Source organism: unidentified bacterial endosymbiont (assembly GCF_918320885.1).
Classification (GTDB): domain Bacteria; phylum Pseudomonadota; class Gammaproteobacteria; order Enterobacterales.
The window spans coordinates 131,307-147,144 of record NZ_OU907312.1; the positions used below are offsets into that span (position 1 = coordinate 131,307).

A 15,838-nucleotide genomic window follows, 5' to 3' on the forward strand; every position below is an offset into this window, starting at 1 on the left:
GCTTTAGCCGCTCGCTACTGCTAAACGCTGCTGTTTCCAGGCTTCGTAATCGGTAAAATTACCCGGATAAAAAGTGATTTTGCCGTTGCCCTCGTAGTCTAGCATATGGGTGGCAACCCGATCTAAGAACCAACGATCGTGCGAAATGACTAACAGACAGCCTGGATACTCTAGCAAGGCATTCTCCAGCGCTCGCAAAGTCTCAACATCTAAATCATTGGTGGGCTCATCGAGTAGCAAGACATTGCTGCCTGTTTTTAGCAACTTGGCCAAATGGACCCGATTGCGCTCACCTCCTGACAGTTCACCAATGCGTTTTTGCTGATCAACGCCCTTAAAATTAAAGCGGCCGACGTAAGCACGACTGGGCAGGATAAAAGATCCCACCTGCAGTAGATCTAGACCATCCGAGATCTCCTCCCAGACCGTCTTGTGATCATCTAGGGCCTCTCTAGATTGATCAACCGCCGCCATCACAACAGTGTCGCCTGTCTCAATACGACCAGAATCTGGTTTCTCCTGCCCCATGAGTAGGCGAAATAGCGTCGTTTTCCCCGCCCCATTAGGACCAATAATCCCGACAATCGCCCCTTTAGGCACGGTGAACGATAGGTTATCGATTAATAACCGCTCACCATAGGATTTGCTGAGATGATGCACTTCAATGACTTTATCTCCCAAGCGCGGGCCTGGAGGAATAAATAGCTCGTTGGTTTCATTGCGTTTCTGATAGTCCAGGGCATTAAGCTCTTCGAAGCGCGCTAAACGCGCTTTACTCTTCGCTTGCCTACCTTTAGGATTTTGACGGATCCACGCCAGCTCACTGTCGATAGATTTTTTGTGGGCCGCTTCACTAGACGCCTCTTGGGCTAATCGCTGTCCCTTTTGCTCTAACCACGAGGAGTAGTTCCCCTGCCAGGGAATACCTGCCCCTCGATCCAGCTCCAAAATCCAACCGGCCACATTGTCCAAGAAGTAACGATCATGCGTAATCGCCACGACAGTTCCGCTGTAGGTTTGTAAGAAGGACTCTAACCAGGCAACCGATTCGGCATCTAAATGGTTGGTCGGTTCATCCAACAGCAGCATATCCGGCTTTTCCAATAACAGTCGGCAAATAGCCACCCGACGACGCTCACCCCCTGATAGCTGGCTGATTTTGGCCTCCCAAGCTGGTAGCCTCAACGCGCTGGCAGCGCGATCCAGCTGCTGTGGTAAGGTATGACCATCGTGTGCCTGAATTAAGCCCTCTAAGCTGGCCTGTTCTTGTGCCAGTTTGTCAAAGTCAGCATCCGCTTCTGCATAACTCGCGTACACTTCATCCAGTCGGTTCAGAGCCTGCTTAACCTCAACCACTGCCTCCTCAACCGCCTCCCGCACACTCTGCTGTGGATCTAGCTTAGGCTCTTGCGATAAGTAGCCAATTTTCAGCCCTGGTTGAGCGATCGCTTGACCATCAATCTCTTGATCAAGGCCTGCCATAATACGCAGTAGCGTCGACTTACCCGACCCATTCAGACCTAACACCCCGATTTTAGCGCCCGGCAAGAAACTCAGTGAGATCTCTTTCAAAATGTGACGCTTTGGTGGGACCACTTTATTCACACGATGCATCATGTAGACATATTGAGCCATGCAGGGTCCTAAGCGTTTTGTTGTAATCAAGTACCGGTCATTGTAATCGATCACAGTATGAAATCTAAGGGATTGTTAGCCCTATTGAGCCCCTAACAACATCACCTCCCCTATATCCGCCAAGACTACCCCTCAAGAGGTTTGCAGATCACCACAAAAACGGTACCCTTCACCATGTATGGTGACAATGATCTCAGGTGAATCAGCCTCTGATTCAAAATGTTTGCGGATCCGCCGAATGGTCACATCCACTGTCCGATCATGTGCTTTTAGCTCTCGATTAGTCATTTTTTTCAGTAAAACCGCCCGCGAATGGATTTTTCCGGGATGTTCACAGAACAGTTGTAGGGCTCGAAATTCACTACGCGGCAGTTTGAAGACTTGGCCAGTCGGGCTAATCAGCGACCGACTATTCACTTCCAGCGTCCACCCATTAAATTTGTACTGCTCCACCGGCCGCTGTTTATCATCAACGATCTCCTGATGCATAGAACGAAACAGCAAATTACGTGTACGAATCGTGAGCTCACGGGGATTAAACGGTTTGGTCAGATAGTCATCCGCACCAATCTCTAAACCAAGGATTTTATCGATTTCATTGGTCCGCCCTGTGAGAAAAATTAAGGGGATGTTGGCGTGCTCACGGAGTTCACGTGCCAACAACAGACCGTTTTTACCCGGTAGGTTAATGTCCATAATCACCAAGTTAACGGGATGCTCCGCCAATATCTGATGCATTTCAGTACCATCATTGGCCTCATGAACCAGATAACCTTCTGCTTCAAAAATAGTCTTTAAAGTGTTACGAGTGACTAGCTCATCTTCAACAATCAGGATATGCGCGGTTTGCATGTGTTTTACCTAAAGCATTGTCATAAAGTTCACCAAAACATAAAGGCATCGTCTGTAGGCTACGCAACCTAAAAAGGTGCAATAATAAACGATACCTTAACGAGTATAGAACAAATATTTGTTTTTAAAACAAACAATTATAAATTTATATCACGATGGAGCTTAACATCCTTAACATTGAATAATTTTCTTATGTTATTAAAAAATAACAAATTTTTTTACATGGTCTCATAATAACAAAAAATAAATATCTATAATGTTTTTTAATGAATCATTTATTGATATATATCAATATTGTTTTTTTATGTAACTAATTATTTTAACAACTATAAAATATAAAATATTCATTTAATTAATTAAATATTTCAAGATTATTTATAAACTGTTAACATAATGCCTCTCTTATTGTTACGGAGGTTTAGTCTCGGTTCTCTGATCTAACAGGTGAAGAAAAATTTACACGGGAGATTACTTTTCGCAGGAACAGAGCAAAATAGGAGATATTGTTGTTACAAAAATAGAGAACTTCGTCATAAAAGACTATAGAACCAGGATAAAAAAGAGGATGATCTCGGCTATGAGAGCGCTACTAGCCCCCTAGCCTAGGGCTAGTATGGAGCGTGGTGATGGCCGATCTGAGCAGGCAGTCCCTCTGCGGAGCGTGGTCGCGCAAGCCCAGGGGGTGTAGGGATAGTCATCAACAGTAGTCAGACGGGAGTCTGCTGCTGAGGCCGCCTGTCAGGAAGCGCTGGCGCCTGTTTCAACGTAGGGGTAGTGAAAGATTAGGGCACCGCTACTGCCCATCCTGCGGCGCTCCCGGGTAAAAAATATCCGCTTATAAGCAGCTAAAAACCTGATTATCAAGCGATTTCACGCTTCTGAAGGTTCTCTGAGGGGTTTGATGATGGACCTGACGGCCAGATCCCTGGCGTTAACTGCCCAGCGATCTCAGGGTAGTGTTCTGTGGTAAAGAACGGTAATTCCCCCTGCTGCCGTTGAGCCTGGTAATCTTTAGCCAATTTGATAGCGGTTCCAGAGAGTAGCACGACCGCTACTAAATTAGTGATGGCCATCAAACTCATCGAGATGTCTGCCAAAGTCCACACGAGCGGGACCTCAACCAAAGCACCCAACAGTATCATGCCCAGCACGCTAAGACGGAATAGCGTCAACCGTCCTGGATGATTCTGCTTAAGAAAATTCAAATTACCCTCAGCATAAGAGTAATTGGCGATCACGGCGGTAAAGGCGAAAAAAAACAGGGCCACGGCAACGAATGCCGCACCCCAGGGCCCCACCGCTGCCGAAAAAGCCTGCTGCGTCAGCTCAATACCGCCCAGGCCGTGGGCATTCTCTAGTGCACCAGAGCACAGGATAATGGTTGCGGTTGCACTACAAATCACAAAGGTATCTAAAAAGACCCCTAACATTTGAATATAGCCCTGTGAAGCGGGGTGCGGTGGGTAAGGAACGGCAGCCGCGGCCGTATTGGGTGCTGATCCCATACCCGCTTCATTAGAGAACAGTCCCCGTTTGACGCCGTTGGATAGCGCTTGCCCCATCGTATACCCTAAGGTTCCAGCACCAGCCTCTTGCCACCCAAACGCACTTTTAAAAATCAGGGTGATGATGGCCGGCAATTGTGCAAAATGAGTGATAACCACCCAGAGCGTTAATGTTAAATAGATCAGCGCCATCAAGGGGACCACCCTCTCGGTTACCCGGACGATGGTGCGGTTACCACCGAAAATAATCGTGCTGGCCACGGCGACCACAAAAAGACCCACATACAGCGGGTTCAAGCCGAAAGCGAGGTGCATCGCTTGCGCAATCGAGTTGGTCTGGACCGCGTTAAAAACCCACCCGTAAGCGATGATCAAAAACAGCGAGAACAGCACCCCCAGCCAACGCTTACCCAACCCTTTTTCCATGTAGTAAGCAGGGCCTCCACAATAGTTTCCTTGATGATCTTTGCCCTTGTAAAGCTGTGCTAAGCTGCTTTCAGCAAACGCGGTGGCCATGCCGATTAGGGCAATCATCCACATCCAAAAAATAGCCCCTGGCCCTCCGAGCGTTAGGGCAACCGCAACGCCTGCCAAGTTACCAGTACCGACGCGCGCCGCTAAGCCAGTACAAAGCGCTTGGAAAGAGGAGATCCCGACTTGTGACTTATTCCGGCTGCTTTTGATCAAGGAGAACATATGGGAGAAATGGCGGATCTGCAAGCAACCTAACCGCCCAGTAAAGTACAGACCTACGCCTAACAGTAAGTAGAGGAGGGTCGCCCCCAAATAGCTATTAATAAACATCAAAAAAGCATTCACGAAAACCCTCGCTATAAAAAATCCACTCCAATGAGAATCATCAAGGTATCAGGCGACCAACGACCAGCGTTAGTAGCAGAGAATGGTGTGCTTCCCGCATATCCCTAAGACTCTAGCATAAATTGCTCAGAAATCCTTATGGATTTACCCACCCCATCAGATCCTCTAAGCTGCTTACCACCGGAGCTAGGCAGCGAAGAGGGTTTTATTGTTCGCTTTGCTAGGCACTTTCGACTACAATCGCCGAGATATCATCCCCTTCAATGATAAGGCGATTCGTGCCGTGTTTCATCACCCACCGACGGCTCCCCACTCATCATTGAATAACCCTCCGCATGATAAACCTGAGAGCACTCCTCATATGACGGATAAGTTAACCGCCCTACGCTGCTGGAGTACTGTGGTCGCCGATACTGGTGATTTGGCGGCGATTAAACGCTACCAACCGGTCGATGCCACGACCAATCCTGCTTTGATTCTTAAGGTGGCACAACAGCCTTCCTTTCGCCATTTGATAGATGAAGCCGTGGCTTGGGCACGCCAACAAACCACCGATCCGCAGCAACAACTTGCCGAGGCCGCCGATCAGTTAGTGGTAAAAATAGCCCTACTGATCACCCCCATGATACCTGGACTGCTCTCTATCGAGATCCCCGCGCGCCTCTCTTATGATACTCAAGGCAGCCTCGCTAAGGCCCAGCGTCTCGTAGCGCTTTATCGCCAGGCCGGCGGCAATCCACAACGACTGTTGATCAAGCTCGCCGCCACCTGGCAGGGGATCCAAGCCGCCGCCCTATTAGAACAACAAGGGATCCACTGCAATTTAACCCTGTTATTCTCTTTTGCCCAAGCCCGCGCTTGTGCTGAAGCGGGTGTCACCCTGATTTCTCCCTTTGTGGGGCGTATTGGCGATTGGTATCAAACCCACGGTGATCGTGCAACCTCGCCTGTTCAAGGTGATCCCGGCGTGGCTTTTGTCACCCAAGTGTATAACTATTATAAACAACATGGCTATCCCACTGTCGTCATGGGGGCCAGCTTCCGGTCTATTGATCAAATTATGGCCTTAGCAGGCTGCGACAAACTGACCATTGCGCCTCCACTGTTACAAGCCTTGGCGGACAGCCCTGGATCCCTACTGGCACACTTAGGCCCACCAGAGGTGTTAACCCCCCCCCCTGCCGCCTTAACGGAAGCAGAATTTTACTGGTTACACCACCAGGATGCTATGGCTGTTGATAAATTGGCTGAAGGCATTCGGCAATTTGCGGTCGCTCAGGAGCAATTAGAGCAGTTAATTGCTGGGTCTCATTAATTTTTTTTACTTTCCTCTTGATGCCTACTCAGTCGCCCCCATCTTTAAATTCAACTGTTCGTGCAGTCCACCAGGTGGGGCAGTGAGCAAGCTGATGAAGCACTGTGCGACGACAAACTATCATGAGCGTGGAGAGGTTCAATGGGCAAGATTATTGGAATTGATTTAGGAACGACTAACTCTTGTGTCGCCGTCATGGATGGCACAAAACCGCGGGTGCTAGAAAATAGTGAAGGGGATCGCACCACTCCTTCCGTGATTGCGTATACTCAAGACAATGAAACCTTAGTAGGACAACCCGCCAAGCGCCAAGCGGTGACCAATCCACAGAATACGCTCTTCGCTATCAAACGGTTGATTGGGCGGCGTTTTACGGATGAAGAGGTCCAGCGTGATGTCAGTATTATGCCCTATAAAATCGTTAAGGCTGACAACGGTGATGCCTGGGTTGCGGTGAAAGATCAGAAAAAAGCCCCGCCCCAAATTTCTGCAGAAATTCTCAAAAAGATGAAAAAGACTGCGGAAGATTATTTAGGGGAGTCCGTCACGGAAGCAGTGATTACGGTTCCTGCCTACTTTAACGACTCACAGCGCCAAGCCACCAAAGATGCGGGACGCATTGCTGGCCTAGAGGTTAAACGTATTATCAATGAACCTACGGCGGCGGCACTAGCGTATGGATTAGACAAAGAGAGTGATGATCGCATCATTGCGGTCTATGATCTGGGCGGTGGAACGTTTGATATTTCGATCATTGAAATTAACCATGTTGAAGGGGAAAGGACCTTTGAAGTGCTTGCCACCAATGGGGATTCTCACTTAGGGGGCGAAGACTTTGATAACCACCTGATCAACTATTTAGTAGCTGAATTCAAAAAAGAGCAGGGGGTGGATCTCAAGAACGATCCGCTGGCGATGCAACGCCTTAAAGAGGCGGCAGAAAAAGCGAAAATAGAGCTCTCATCAGCCCAGCAAACCGACGTCAATCTGCCCTATATCACTGCTGATGCCGGCGGGCCAAAGCATCTGATGATTAAATTAACCCGTGCCAAATTAGAGTCGCTGGTAGAAGCGTTGGTTAACCGTACCTTAGAGCCGCTCAAAATTGCCTTAACTGATGCGAAATTAACCGCCGACAAAATCAATGACATTATCTTAGTCGGTGGTCAAACTCGGATGCCATTGGTACAGGCGAAAGTTAAAAATTTCTTTGGTAAAGAGCCCCGTAAAGATGTCAACCCCGATGAAGCGGTCGCGGTAGGGGCAGCCATCCAGGGCGGAGTTTTGGCTGGTGATGTGAAGGATCTGCTCCTCTTGGATGTGACCCCGCTGTCGCTGGGTATTGAAACCATGGGTAGCGTCATGACCAAGCTCATTGAGAAAAATACCACGATCCCCACCAAACATAGTCAAGTGTTTTCCACAGCTGAAGATAACCAAACAGCGGTGACGATTCATGTGTTACAAGGTGAACGGAAACGCTCTGCTGATAACAAATCGCTGGGACAATTTAATCTGGAGGGGATCCAGCCAGCCTCTCGCGGCATGCCGCAAATCGAAGTGACCTTTGATATCGATGCTGACGGCATCCTCCATGTCTCGGCTAAAGATAAAAAAAGCGGACGTGAACAGAAAATCACCATCAAAGCCTCTTCGGGTTTAAACCAAGAGGAGATTGAAAAGATGGTACGCGATGCCGAAGCCAATGCAGAAGCTGATCGGCAGTTTGAAACGATCGTGCAGCTGCGTAACCAAGCAGACCACCTCATTCATGGTACCCGCAAACAGTTGGACGACGTGGGAGACAAACTGCCCGCCGAAGAAAAAACCGCCATTGAAGCAGCCATCCAAGCCTTAGAGGATGCTAAAAAAGTGGAAGACAAAGCGGTACTGGAGGCTAAAATTCAAGCGGTGATCGAAGTTTCCAGCAAATTGATGGAATCGTCACAACAACACTCCCCAGATCACGCTGAAAAAACGGCCAGTGGCCAGGGAAACGATGAAGCCCTCGACGCTGAGTTTGAAGAGGTCACCGATAAAAAGTAAAACCATCGCCGCTGGGACTGGTTTTTGATTAGGTACGGGCGTTGGGGTTTCCCACGCCCGTTTGCCGCTAAAGTGTAGTAGGTTGATAGCCATGGCAGAACAAGATTATTATGACACCTTAGGGGTCCCGCACAATGCTGATGAGGATACCCTTAAAAAAGCGTATAAGCGCCTAGCGATGAAATATCACCCTGATCGCAATCAAGGTGACAAAGGCGCTGAAGCACGCTTTAAAGAGATCAAAAAAGCTTATGAGATTTTGAGCGATAGTGAGAAAAGAGCGGCTTATGATCGCCATGGACATGCCGCTTTTGAAAATGGTGGAATGGGGCAGCAAGGCACCACTGACTTCAACGAAGTTTTCGGAGAGATGTTTGGCGATATTTTTGGTGGCGGTCGGCAAAGCAGTCCCCGCGGTTCTGATTTACTGCACACTCTTGAATTATCGCTTGAAGAGGCGGTTCGTGGCCTGACTAAGGAGCTAAAGTTTCCAACCCTGGTCGCTTGTGAGACTTGCAGTGGCAGCGGCGCTAAGGCGGGAACGACACCCAGCAGCTGCTCAACGTGCCGGGGTACTGGACAAATTCAGATGCGCCAAGGTTTCTTTGCCGTCCAACAGACCTGCCCCAAATGCCGAGGGCGCGGGAAGATCATTAGCGACCCCTGTTCCTCCTGCCGTGGTCGTGGCTGTCAGGAAAAGACCAAAACCCTATCGGTCAAAATACCCGCAGGAGTAGACACTGGCGATCGTATCCGCCTATCGGGTGAAGGAGAAGCCGGCGCTTTCGGCACCCCAGCTGGGGATCTCTATATTGAGTTTAAGGTGAAACCCCATCCACTCTTTCAACGCCAAGAGAATAATCTCTACTGTGAAGTGCCCGTGAGTTTCACCCTGGCAGCCTTAGGGGGCAAGATAGAGGTTCCTATCCTGAATGGCCGAGTTAATTTAACAATTCCTCCGGAGACCCAAAGTGGCAAGTTATTCCGGCTGAGTGGCAAAGGGGTCAAAGCCATCCGAGGACGCGCAGTGGGTGATCTGCTCTGCCGTGTCATGGTAGAAACCCCAGTCAAGTTAAATGAGCACCAGAAACGCTTGCTCACAGAGTTGGAGGAGAGCTTCCATCAGGATCATAATCAACAACACAGTCCCCGCTCTCGCAAATTCTTTGCAGGGATTAAAAAATTCTTTGAGGATCTCACACAGTAGGCTCCCCGATCTTTCCTCATTTTGATTGGAGCTCTCGAAGGACAATGAAGCGTATACAGTTTGTTATTTTTTGAGTTCAGCTAACGGATCAAGATCATCGTTTGGGTATGATTGTCTTAGAGGGAGGGTGCCCCACCGCTCCAGTGGCCTATAACAATCATACCCTGACAAGCAACCGGAACTATCTCTCTTATTGCCTAAATCCATTAGATCTTGATGAGATCAGATTTAATCTGAGGAAAATTTATGTTTCATAAAATGCCATTTATCTTGGCGTCGACTATTTTTTCTATTATATTATTTGATCCTATCATCCCTCTTGTATTAAAACAGACTTTATATTCCACCAGCCTAACGATAAAATCAGTTATTGCATTATTTCTACCTTTTATTATCTTTGGTTTACTATTTAAATCAGCTGTTACTTTATCTAAAAGCGCTACTAATATTATAGGATTAATAATAACTGCAGTGTGCTGCTCTAACTTTTTTCTACCTGGATAAGTCATTATATTGGCAAATTGATATATAGCTTTAACTTATCCATGATCGCTCCAAAAGGGACAGAGCTCAACCTTAACAATAAAGAGATAGCCGGTGCTGTCATCCCTGCGACTGTCAACATTCATCTTGTCGGTGATTGTTTTGCAATACCACTATTTGCTTATGCTGTATTAAAAAGCTTCGGTATGGATGAGCCTTCATTACTGAACTATTTGATTTTTTCTTTCTATTTTGTACTGGCTAAATTTTCTGTATCAGCTATCCCCGGGGGTGGAATTATTGTCATGCTTCCTATTCTTGAAAAGTATCTAGGATTTAACACAGAAATGATGTCACTGATAACAGCACTCTATATTTTGTTTGACCCGGTGATAACTGCTGCCAATGTTTTAGGAAATGGGGGGGGGCTAAAATGATAGATAATCTACTTGGCAGGCGTAAAATCTCTTGAGAGCAAGCGACCAGCGATGATCCTCTCGACTCTTTAGAGATAATAGGGATATTCCAGCGCAGCTGCGCCTGGCTCCAGCTGCTAGGATAATTTGCCATCACCGCTCAGTGGTTGACGGAGAATGATTACTTAATAACGATTTGCTTGATAACACGGTTTGTCAGTCGAGTGACCAATTCATAGGCACTGACTCCCAAGTGTTGTGCAACGGTTTCAACAGGTAACGCAGCACCCCAAGCTGTCACCGCTGCGCCACTCCGTTCGGTAGCGTCAGGGCCTAGATCCACGGTGAGCAGATCCATGGAGACTCGACCGACTAGCGGCACGCGACGGCCATTCACTAATAGTGGTGTCCCTGAGGGGGCATCCCGTGGGTAGCCATCGCCATACCCCAGTGCGACAACGCCCAGTCGAGTGGCCTGCTGACTATGCCAGTCGGCACCATACCCCACCGGAGCACCCGCTGGATGCTCTCTCACAGCCAACAACTGGCTTTGAAGGGTCATCACCGGTCGTAATCCCAACTCGCTGGCGAGGACACCCGATAACGGAGAGATCCCATACAGCAGCAGGCCGGGGCGCACACAGTCACGGTGTGACTGTGGCCATTGTAGGATGGCACAAGAGCTGGCTAACGATTGCAGTCCAGGCTTACCCCGCGCAAAATCATCAAACTGGGTGATCTGCCGCTGGGTAGGCTCTGCCGTCAGTTCATCTGAGCGACTAAAATGGCTCAGTAAACCAATCGGTTGCTGAACATTCCGGCAATGGGATAACCGCTGATAGACTGCAGCAGCCTGCTGCGCTGTGATCCCCAGTCGATGTAATCCGGTATCGATTTTTAGCCAAACCCGAATCGGTTTGTTGACGATGGCTTGTTCTAAGTATGCTAGTTGCTCTAGACTATGCAGTACCAAGGTCAGCTGATACTGGCAGCTCAGCGTGATTGCCTGCATTGAAGGCACGCTATTGAAGACGACAATTGGTTTGATGATTCCGACTTCCCGCAGCTGCAGGGCCTCCTCCAACCGTGCCACCCCAAAGCTGTCCACTGAGGATAAAGCCTGAGCAACCTGCAGTAGGCCATGACCATAGCCATCGGCTTTAATCATCGCCATTATCTGGCTATGAGAGGTTAGCTGTCTTATTTGCAACGCATTGTGCTGCAAAGCCTGGTGATCGATGAGCGCCGTAGCGACTGATAACTCGATAGTCATTGATGCGGATGAACCTCTGTCCGGGATAAGCAGCCATGCTGCACACACCAATGCAGTGTTATCAAGGAGTCCAGTGACTCTCATTGCAAAGGTCGTGGAGATAAAAATACACCACTAAAATAGCTGTTATTGATTATGCTATTGAATTTCCTGCTCATGGGCAACATCGGGCTAGTAATGAACTTCGTACACAGGGGATTTTTATCTCCGGTAGTAGTTTCCGCTCACTCTGACCGAGGTCAGCCAGTATGCCAGTGTCCTCTATCAGCAAACACTTAAGAAGCCGCAGCGTAAACTCGGTGCACAATTTTTTCATTAAAGATAACCTCAGTTCGGGATAAGGGCTCATATAACGGTCAGTAAATCAGAGGATTGAAGGGAGATTGAGGGTTTTTTAGGCATAAGGCGATAGGCAACAATTCCGCTAATGAGATTAACGATAAAATTGGCTGGAGAGCGATGTCGAGTATGTTCTATTTGGCACAGATTTTTTAGTTGATCGAACACTGTTTCAACCAATGAACGCTTACTCAGTAAGGCTTTATCAAAAGCTGAATGAGTAATTGGTGCCATGTTTTTTCTGACTTTAGTCACTAAATCTACGCCTAGCACTTTTAATGTTTCTGTTAAAGATTTGGAGAGATAGCCTTTGTCAGCATAAAGCTTGCCTACGATGCCCTGAAGCAACCTGGGTAATGGTTTACGATCATTCACATTGCCTGGAGTGAGACGACAGTTAAGGATCTCTCCCAGGTGATTGATAACGATGTGTAACTTGAAACCAAAAAACCACCCTGTCGAAGATTTACCCCGTTCGGCCAGACCGTGGAAAACTCGATGTCTCTTAATACGCAAGTTATCACAAACCGCTAGTGGCGTAGAATCGACAATACTGATACCTGTTGGCTTACCTTTTAGCGATTGGAAAAAGGCAGCGAAAGCTAAGGCACAGCGGGGCATGAGCTCAATACAACGCGAATAAGAGGGCAGTTTTGGGAACTCTGCACGCAAATATTGGGAGACATAATTCAAATAGAATCTCTTGAATTGCCGATGGCGTAACTGATGAAAAAGCACCAACAGAGTCATCATTTCTGATAGAGATAGCTGAGTTTTGCGTCGTCGAAAGCGTTGTTTGTCAGCGAGCAATCGTGAGTACATCTCTGGCTCAAATTTTTTAAAACTAAGCCACTAGGATGGGGTACCTGCATCACAGGGATAACACCCCTATTATCCCAGGGGATAACGATTTTTTTTGTAATTCAATTGGTTAGGACGAACCAGTTAAGTTATCGCGAAAAATTAACTGCAAAAATATTGCCATAAGAGCTCAACAAGCGGTTAATTTCTGTATTGATAGTTTGTTTACTCCAGGTTACCAAGCGGCGCCAATGATACTTAGCTTGTTTCCAAACTATCTCAATCAAATTAAGCTCTGGACTATAAGCGGGAAGATAAAGAAGTACCATATTGTTCTCCACGAACCACCGTTTCAATGTCTCTTGCTCAATGCCATGATGAATACTGGCATTATCTAATACCACAAAGGTATAGCGTTGCTCACCCTTCTGGGCAATATCCTCTAAAAAGTCAACGACCTCTTTTCTTGTCACATTTTGCTCAATAATCTTATGGGACAAGGTGTTAGCTGAAAAATCTAAAGCCCCCAGTACCGAACGTCTGCAGTGTGGTTTTGGTTCTACCCGATGCGGCTGCCCTCTAGGTCCCCAACCATTCTGAACAGGAGGGGTAGAGGAAAAACCACTTTCATCAAAATAGATCAAACGATATTTGTTGTCTTCACGGGAGAGCAATTTGAGCCTTGAGAGTACAGCTGATTTTGCAATGTAACAGGCTTCATCACGTTTTTTTTAAGTGAATAACGTGATCTTTTATAGGAGAGCCCTTGCTCTTTAAGCGCCGAAGCGAGTGTTTCTAGCGTGCAAGGTAAGGCACCATGTTCAGCTTCCACTCGTTTGGCTATGCCTGCTAAACTCAATGATTCCGAGCATGCAGCGTCGACAGCACTGGCAACCATTTCTGGCGACAGCGCTCGTGGTCGGCCGCCGTTATATTGACAAAGCAGGCCACAAATACCTGCTCGGCGCCACCTATGGATCCAGTTATACACCGCTCGAAAACTAACCAAAAGCTCCTTGGAAACTTCAACCGGTTTGAGTCCCTTGGCTAGTAGTAACAGTCCAGCTCCTCGCATCCTGGTCTCTCTATAATGATGGTTTAAAGATAGTTGTTGTAATGTAAAGCGCTCAGTTTCTGTCAATTTTATGGACAATTTCATTGGGCAACAGCATGCAGAGTGAAAATTCATATCTTTAGCATAACTCATTGCATTTCATTTTTATAGAGCACTTAAGACTGAGACTTTTATGACCGAAGGGGTATTTTTATGGACGAAAATAGGGTTGGATTGCCCCTAGGGAGCCAGCAACTTGAACGTTGGCATCGTGACGGTTTTTTGATACTAGAAAATGTTCTCTCACCCCAGGAGATTGTTGATCTTCTGGGGGAGGTTGGTACAGTCATCTCTCAGCATAACAACGTCAGTAGTCACAATACCAGTCAGTTTCACGGGAAGAAGTACTACAACATACACAATCCGTTTGACTACACAGAGGGCTTAGACTACCTACTGGACCATCCAAAGACGTTCAATGTAGTCACCTATTTGATGGGTCCCTACATTAGGGCCATGAGTTGTCACCTATTTGTACGGCACCCCTGTAGGGATGGCTCTACAAATCTGCAAAAATTCCACACAGACTCCGGTCCTGCACTGCAGCGTATTCTCCCCACTCGGGAGAATTTGCCTTTACAGCTCAAGTTTCAATTCTTTTTAACCAACGTCAAAGAAGACAATGCTAGCAATTTTATTGCTATACCGGGTAGCCATCTCAGGAGAGTCGAAGAGCATAACCCCTACTGTTTGATCTCGGAGGCAAATCAATATCTGGAAAAAGGACAGTTACCTCCTGGAGCAGTGCAGCTGAAACTGAAGGCCGGGGATGTTTTGATACACGCCTTAACGCTATGGCATGCCGTTGCTCCGAACCACTCCAACCAGAGCCGCCTCAGCATCTCTATTAGATATGGACAGATGTGGTTCAGGGATTATTATTTTGCCGCAGCACCGCATATCATGGCCCGTATGACCCCCAGGCAGCGACGCCTCTTGGGAGATTTTAATGGTGAAACACGTGGCGATCTAGTTTACCGCCCGCCAGAAGATCAGGTCTCCTTAATGTTGGGCGAGAAGGCCAGGGCTTTTGGGTGGTGACGGGATTGGGAATTTTCTCTAGATAACTGCGTGACACGGTGCTGTATTATGAAAAAAACGGAAAAACTAAGCGCTATTTTACGCTCTAAGAATCAATCATTTTTTTTGGAAGCACATAATGCGCTGAGTGCCCGTATTGTTGAGGAGGCAGGCTTTGAGGGGATATGGGCGAGTGGCCTCTCCATTGCTGCCTCATTAATGGTGCGCGATAATAACGAGATCAGCTGGACTCAGGTGCTAGGACTCCTTGAGTTTATGAGTGATTGCACAACCATTCCTATTCTTATGGATGCTGACACAGGATATGGTAATTTTAATAATGTGCGCCGCCTCGTTACTAAGTGTGAGCAGAGGGATATAGCAGGCATCTGTCTTGAGGATAAGATTTTCCCCAAGTGTAACTCTTTCCGTCTGAGTGCCAGCCAAGTATTGGCTCCTATTAAGGAGTTCTGTGGCAAAATACGGGCAGCGAAGGATACGCAACAAGATCCATCCTTTAGCGTTGTTGCCCGCACAGAAGCGTTTGTTATAGGGGCAACTTTAACTGAGACTCTCGAGCGATGTGATGCGTATGCGCAGGCTGGAGCCGACGCGCTGCTCATCCATTCCAAAAAAGCAACTACAGAAGATATTGAGCTTTTTATGAGCTCCTGGGATAGATCGGTTCCGGTCATCATCGTACCCACTACCTATGCCAATGCGCTTTCTCACCAGCTCTTAAATGAATTAGAGATAACGCTTGTTTTATGGGCCAATCACATGGTCAGGGCGAGTATTTGGCATATGCAAAAGATCGCTTCCCTGATATTTGAGAGAAAAAATGTCAAGGATGTGACGATGCAGATCGCCTCTATTGAGGAAATTTTTCGTCTCCAGGATGCGGAAGAGTTGAGCAGTGCCGAAAAAAAATATTTGACCCCTCACCTTGACCGTCAGGTGAAGCTGCAGTTAGATAAAGGTTCAAATGTCATCAAGCGACTTGCGGAGTGAAT

Annotated in this window: 13 protein-coding genes and 2 pseudogenes; 7 read left to right on the forward strand and 8 right to left on the reverse strand. The window is 47.4% G+C overall.

Translation table 11 applies throughout. The features are described from left to right. Positions 1 to 3: 3 nt before the first annotated feature. The 3 genes from ettA to NL324_RS00650 all read right to left on the reverse strand — a co-directional run bounded on the left by ettA (position 4) and on the right by NL324_RS00650 (position 4,811). Positions 4 to 1,635 (reverse strand): energy-dependent translational throttle protein EttA, encoded by a 1,632-nt coding sequence (gene ettA / locus NL324_RS00640; protein WP_253305911.1) that lies wholly within the window; start codon positions 1,633 to 1,635, stop codon positions 4 to 6. A 132-nt stretch (positions 1,636 to 1,767) separates the two neighbouring features. After that, entirely contained in the window at positions 1,768 to 2,487 is a 720-nt protein-coding gene (gene arcA, locus NL324_RS00645; protein ID WP_253305912.1) for a two-component system response regulator ArcA, read from the reverse strand. Positions 2,488 to 3,347: 860 nt separating this feature from the next. Continuing rightward, complete coding sequence (locus NL324_RS00650) at positions 3,348 to 4,811, reverse strand: alanine/glycine:cation symporter family protein (protein WP_436298157.1); 1,464 nt, start codon at positions 4,809 to 4,811, stop codon at positions 3,348 to 3,350. Between the two features lie 361 nt (positions 4,812 to 5,172). Between NL324_RS00650 and tal the strand changes: the two genes are divergently transcribed. From tal to dnaJ, 3 genes are all read left to right on the forward strand, one after another. Then, on the forward strand, positions 5,173 to 6,126 hold the full coding sequence (tal, locus tag NL324_RS00655) for a transaldolase (protein ID WP_253307087.1): 954 nt from the start codon (positions 5,173 to 5,175) through the stop codon (positions 6,124 to 6,126). 141 nt (positions 6,127 to 6,267) lie between these two features. Continuing rightward, positions 6,268 to 8,172: a molecular chaperone DnaK gene (gene dnaK, locus NL324_RS00660; protein WP_253305913.1), complete on the forward strand. Its 1,905-nt coding sequence runs from the start codon at positions 6,268 to 6,270 to the stop codon at positions 8,170 to 8,172. Between the two features lie 91 nt (positions 8,173 to 8,263). After that, positions 8,264 to 9,379 (forward strand): molecular chaperone DnaJ, encoded by a 1,116-nt coding sequence (dnaJ, locus tag NL324_RS00665; protein ID WP_253305914.1) that lies wholly within the window; start codon positions 8,264 to 8,266, stop codon positions 9,377 to 9,379. A 251-nt stretch (positions 9,380 to 9,630) separates the two neighbouring features. Here the strand turns inward: dnaJ and NL324_RS00670 are convergent, their stop codons facing one another. After that, the gene (locus tag NL324_RS00670; RefSeq protein WP_253305915.1) at positions 9,631 to 9,888 is read right to left on the reverse strand and encodes a hypothetical protein; all 258 of its coding nucleotides are present in this window, start codon (positions 9,886 to 9,888) and stop codon (positions 9,631 to 9,633) included. A 36-nt stretch (positions 9,889 to 9,924) separates the two neighbouring features. Between NL324_RS00670 and NL324_RS00675 the strand changes: the two genes are divergently transcribed. Continuing rightward, on the forward strand, positions 9,925 to 10,299 hold the full coding sequence (locus NL324_RS00675; protein WP_253305916.1) for a cation:dicarboxylate symporter family transporter: 375 nt from the start codon (positions 9,925 to 9,927) through the stop codon (positions 10,297 to 10,299). 160 nt (positions 10,300 to 10,459) lie between these two features. Here the strand turns inward: NL324_RS00675 and alr are convergent, their stop codons facing one another. Then, complete coding sequence (gene alr, locus NL324_RS00680; protein WP_253305917.1) at positions 10,460 to 11,551, reverse strand: alanine racemase; 1,092 nt, start codon at positions 11,549 to 11,551, stop codon at positions 10,460 to 10,462. 113 nt (positions 11,552 to 11,664) lie between these two features. Here alr and NL324_RS00685 point away from each other — a divergent pair. Continuing rightward, positions 11,665 to 11,781 (forward strand): annotated as a pseudogene (locus NL324_RS00685) (IS481 family transposase); the annotation flags it as partial. A 115-nt stretch (positions 11,782 to 11,896) separates the two neighbouring features. Here NL324_RS00685 and NL324_RS00690 read toward each other — a convergent pair. The 3 genes and pseudogenes from NL324_RS00690 to NL324_RS00700 all read right to left on the reverse strand — a co-directional run. Continuing rightward, positions 11,897 to 12,727 (reverse strand): annotated as a pseudogene (locus tag NL324_RS00690) (IS982 family transposase); the annotation flags it as partial. A 113-nt stretch (positions 12,728 to 12,840) separates the two neighbouring features. Next, positions 12,841 to 13,365 carry an IS630 family transposase gene (locus NL324_RS00695; protein ID WP_301282740.1) on the reverse strand — a complete coding sequence of 175 codons (525 nt, stop codon included), beginning with the start codon at positions 13,363 to 13,365 and terminating at the stop codon, positions 12,841 to 12,843. After that, entirely contained in the window at positions 13,332 to 13,850 is a 519-nt protein-coding gene (locus NL324_RS00700; RefSeq protein ID WP_253305868.1) for a helix-turn-helix domain-containing protein, read from the reverse strand. The genes NL324_RS00695 and NL324_RS00700 overlap by 34 nt, the downstream gene beginning before the upstream one ends. A 108-nt stretch (positions 13,851 to 13,958) precedes the next feature. Here NL324_RS00700 and NL324_RS00705 point away from each other — a divergent pair, with 108 nt between their 5' ends. After that, the gene (locus tag NL324_RS00705; RefSeq protein WP_253305919.1) at positions 13,959 to 14,846 is read left to right on the forward strand and encodes a phytanoyl-CoA dioxygenase family protein; all 888 of its coding nucleotides are present in this window, start codon (positions 13,959 to 13,961) and stop codon (positions 14,844 to 14,846) included. Between the two features lie 48 nt (positions 14,847 to 14,894). Next, positions 14,895 to 15,836: a phosphoenolpyruvate mutase gene (gene aepX, locus NL324_RS00710; protein WP_253305920.1), complete on the forward strand. Its 942-nt coding sequence runs from the start codon at positions 14,895 to 14,897 to the stop codon at positions 15,834 to 15,836. Positions 15,837 to 15,838: the final 2 nt, after the last annotated feature.

Bases quoted from the DNA above. Each gene is read 5' to 3' on its own strand.
- ettA (WP_253305911.1), bottom strand. From the start codon at position 1,635: ATGGCTCAATATGTCTACATGATGCATCGTGTGAATAAAGTGGTCCCA.
- arcA (WP_253305912.1), bottom strand. From the start codon at position 2,487: ATGCAAACCGCGCATATCCTGATTGTTGAAGATGAGCTAGTCACTCGT.
- tal (WP_253307087.1), top strand. From the start codon at position 5,173: ATGACGGATAAGTTAACCGCCCTACGCTGCTGGAGTACTGTGGTCGCC.
- dnaK (WP_253305913.1), top strand. From the start codon at position 6,268: ATGGGCAAGATTATTGGAATTGATTTAGGAACGACTAACTCTTGTGTC.
- dnaJ (WP_253305914.1), top strand. From the start codon at position 8,264: ATGGCAGAACAAGATTATTATGACACCTTAGGGGTCCCGCACAATGCT.
- NL324_RS00670 (WP_253305915.1), bottom strand. From the start codon at position 9,888: ATGACTTATCCAGGTAGAAAAAAGTTAGAGCAGCACACTGCAGTTATT.
- NL324_RS00675 (WP_253305916.1), top strand. From the start codon at position 9,925: ATGATCGCTCCAAAAGGGACAGAGCTCAACCTTAACAATAAAGAGATA.
- alr (WP_253305917.1), bottom strand. From the start codon at position 11,551: ATGACTATCGAGTTATCAGTCGCTACGGCGCTCATCGATCACCAGGCT.
- NL324_RS00700 (WP_253305868.1), bottom strand. From the start codon at position 13,850: ATGAAATTGTCCATAAAATTGACAGAAACTGAGCGCTTTACATTACAA.
- NL324_RS00705 (WP_253305919.1), top strand. From the start codon at position 13,959: ATGGACGAAAATAGGGTTGGATTGCCCCTAGGGAGCCAGCAACTTGAA.
- aepX (WP_253305920.1), top strand. From the start codon at position 14,895: ATGAAAAAAACGGAAAAACTAAGCGCTATTTTACGCTCTAAGAATCAA.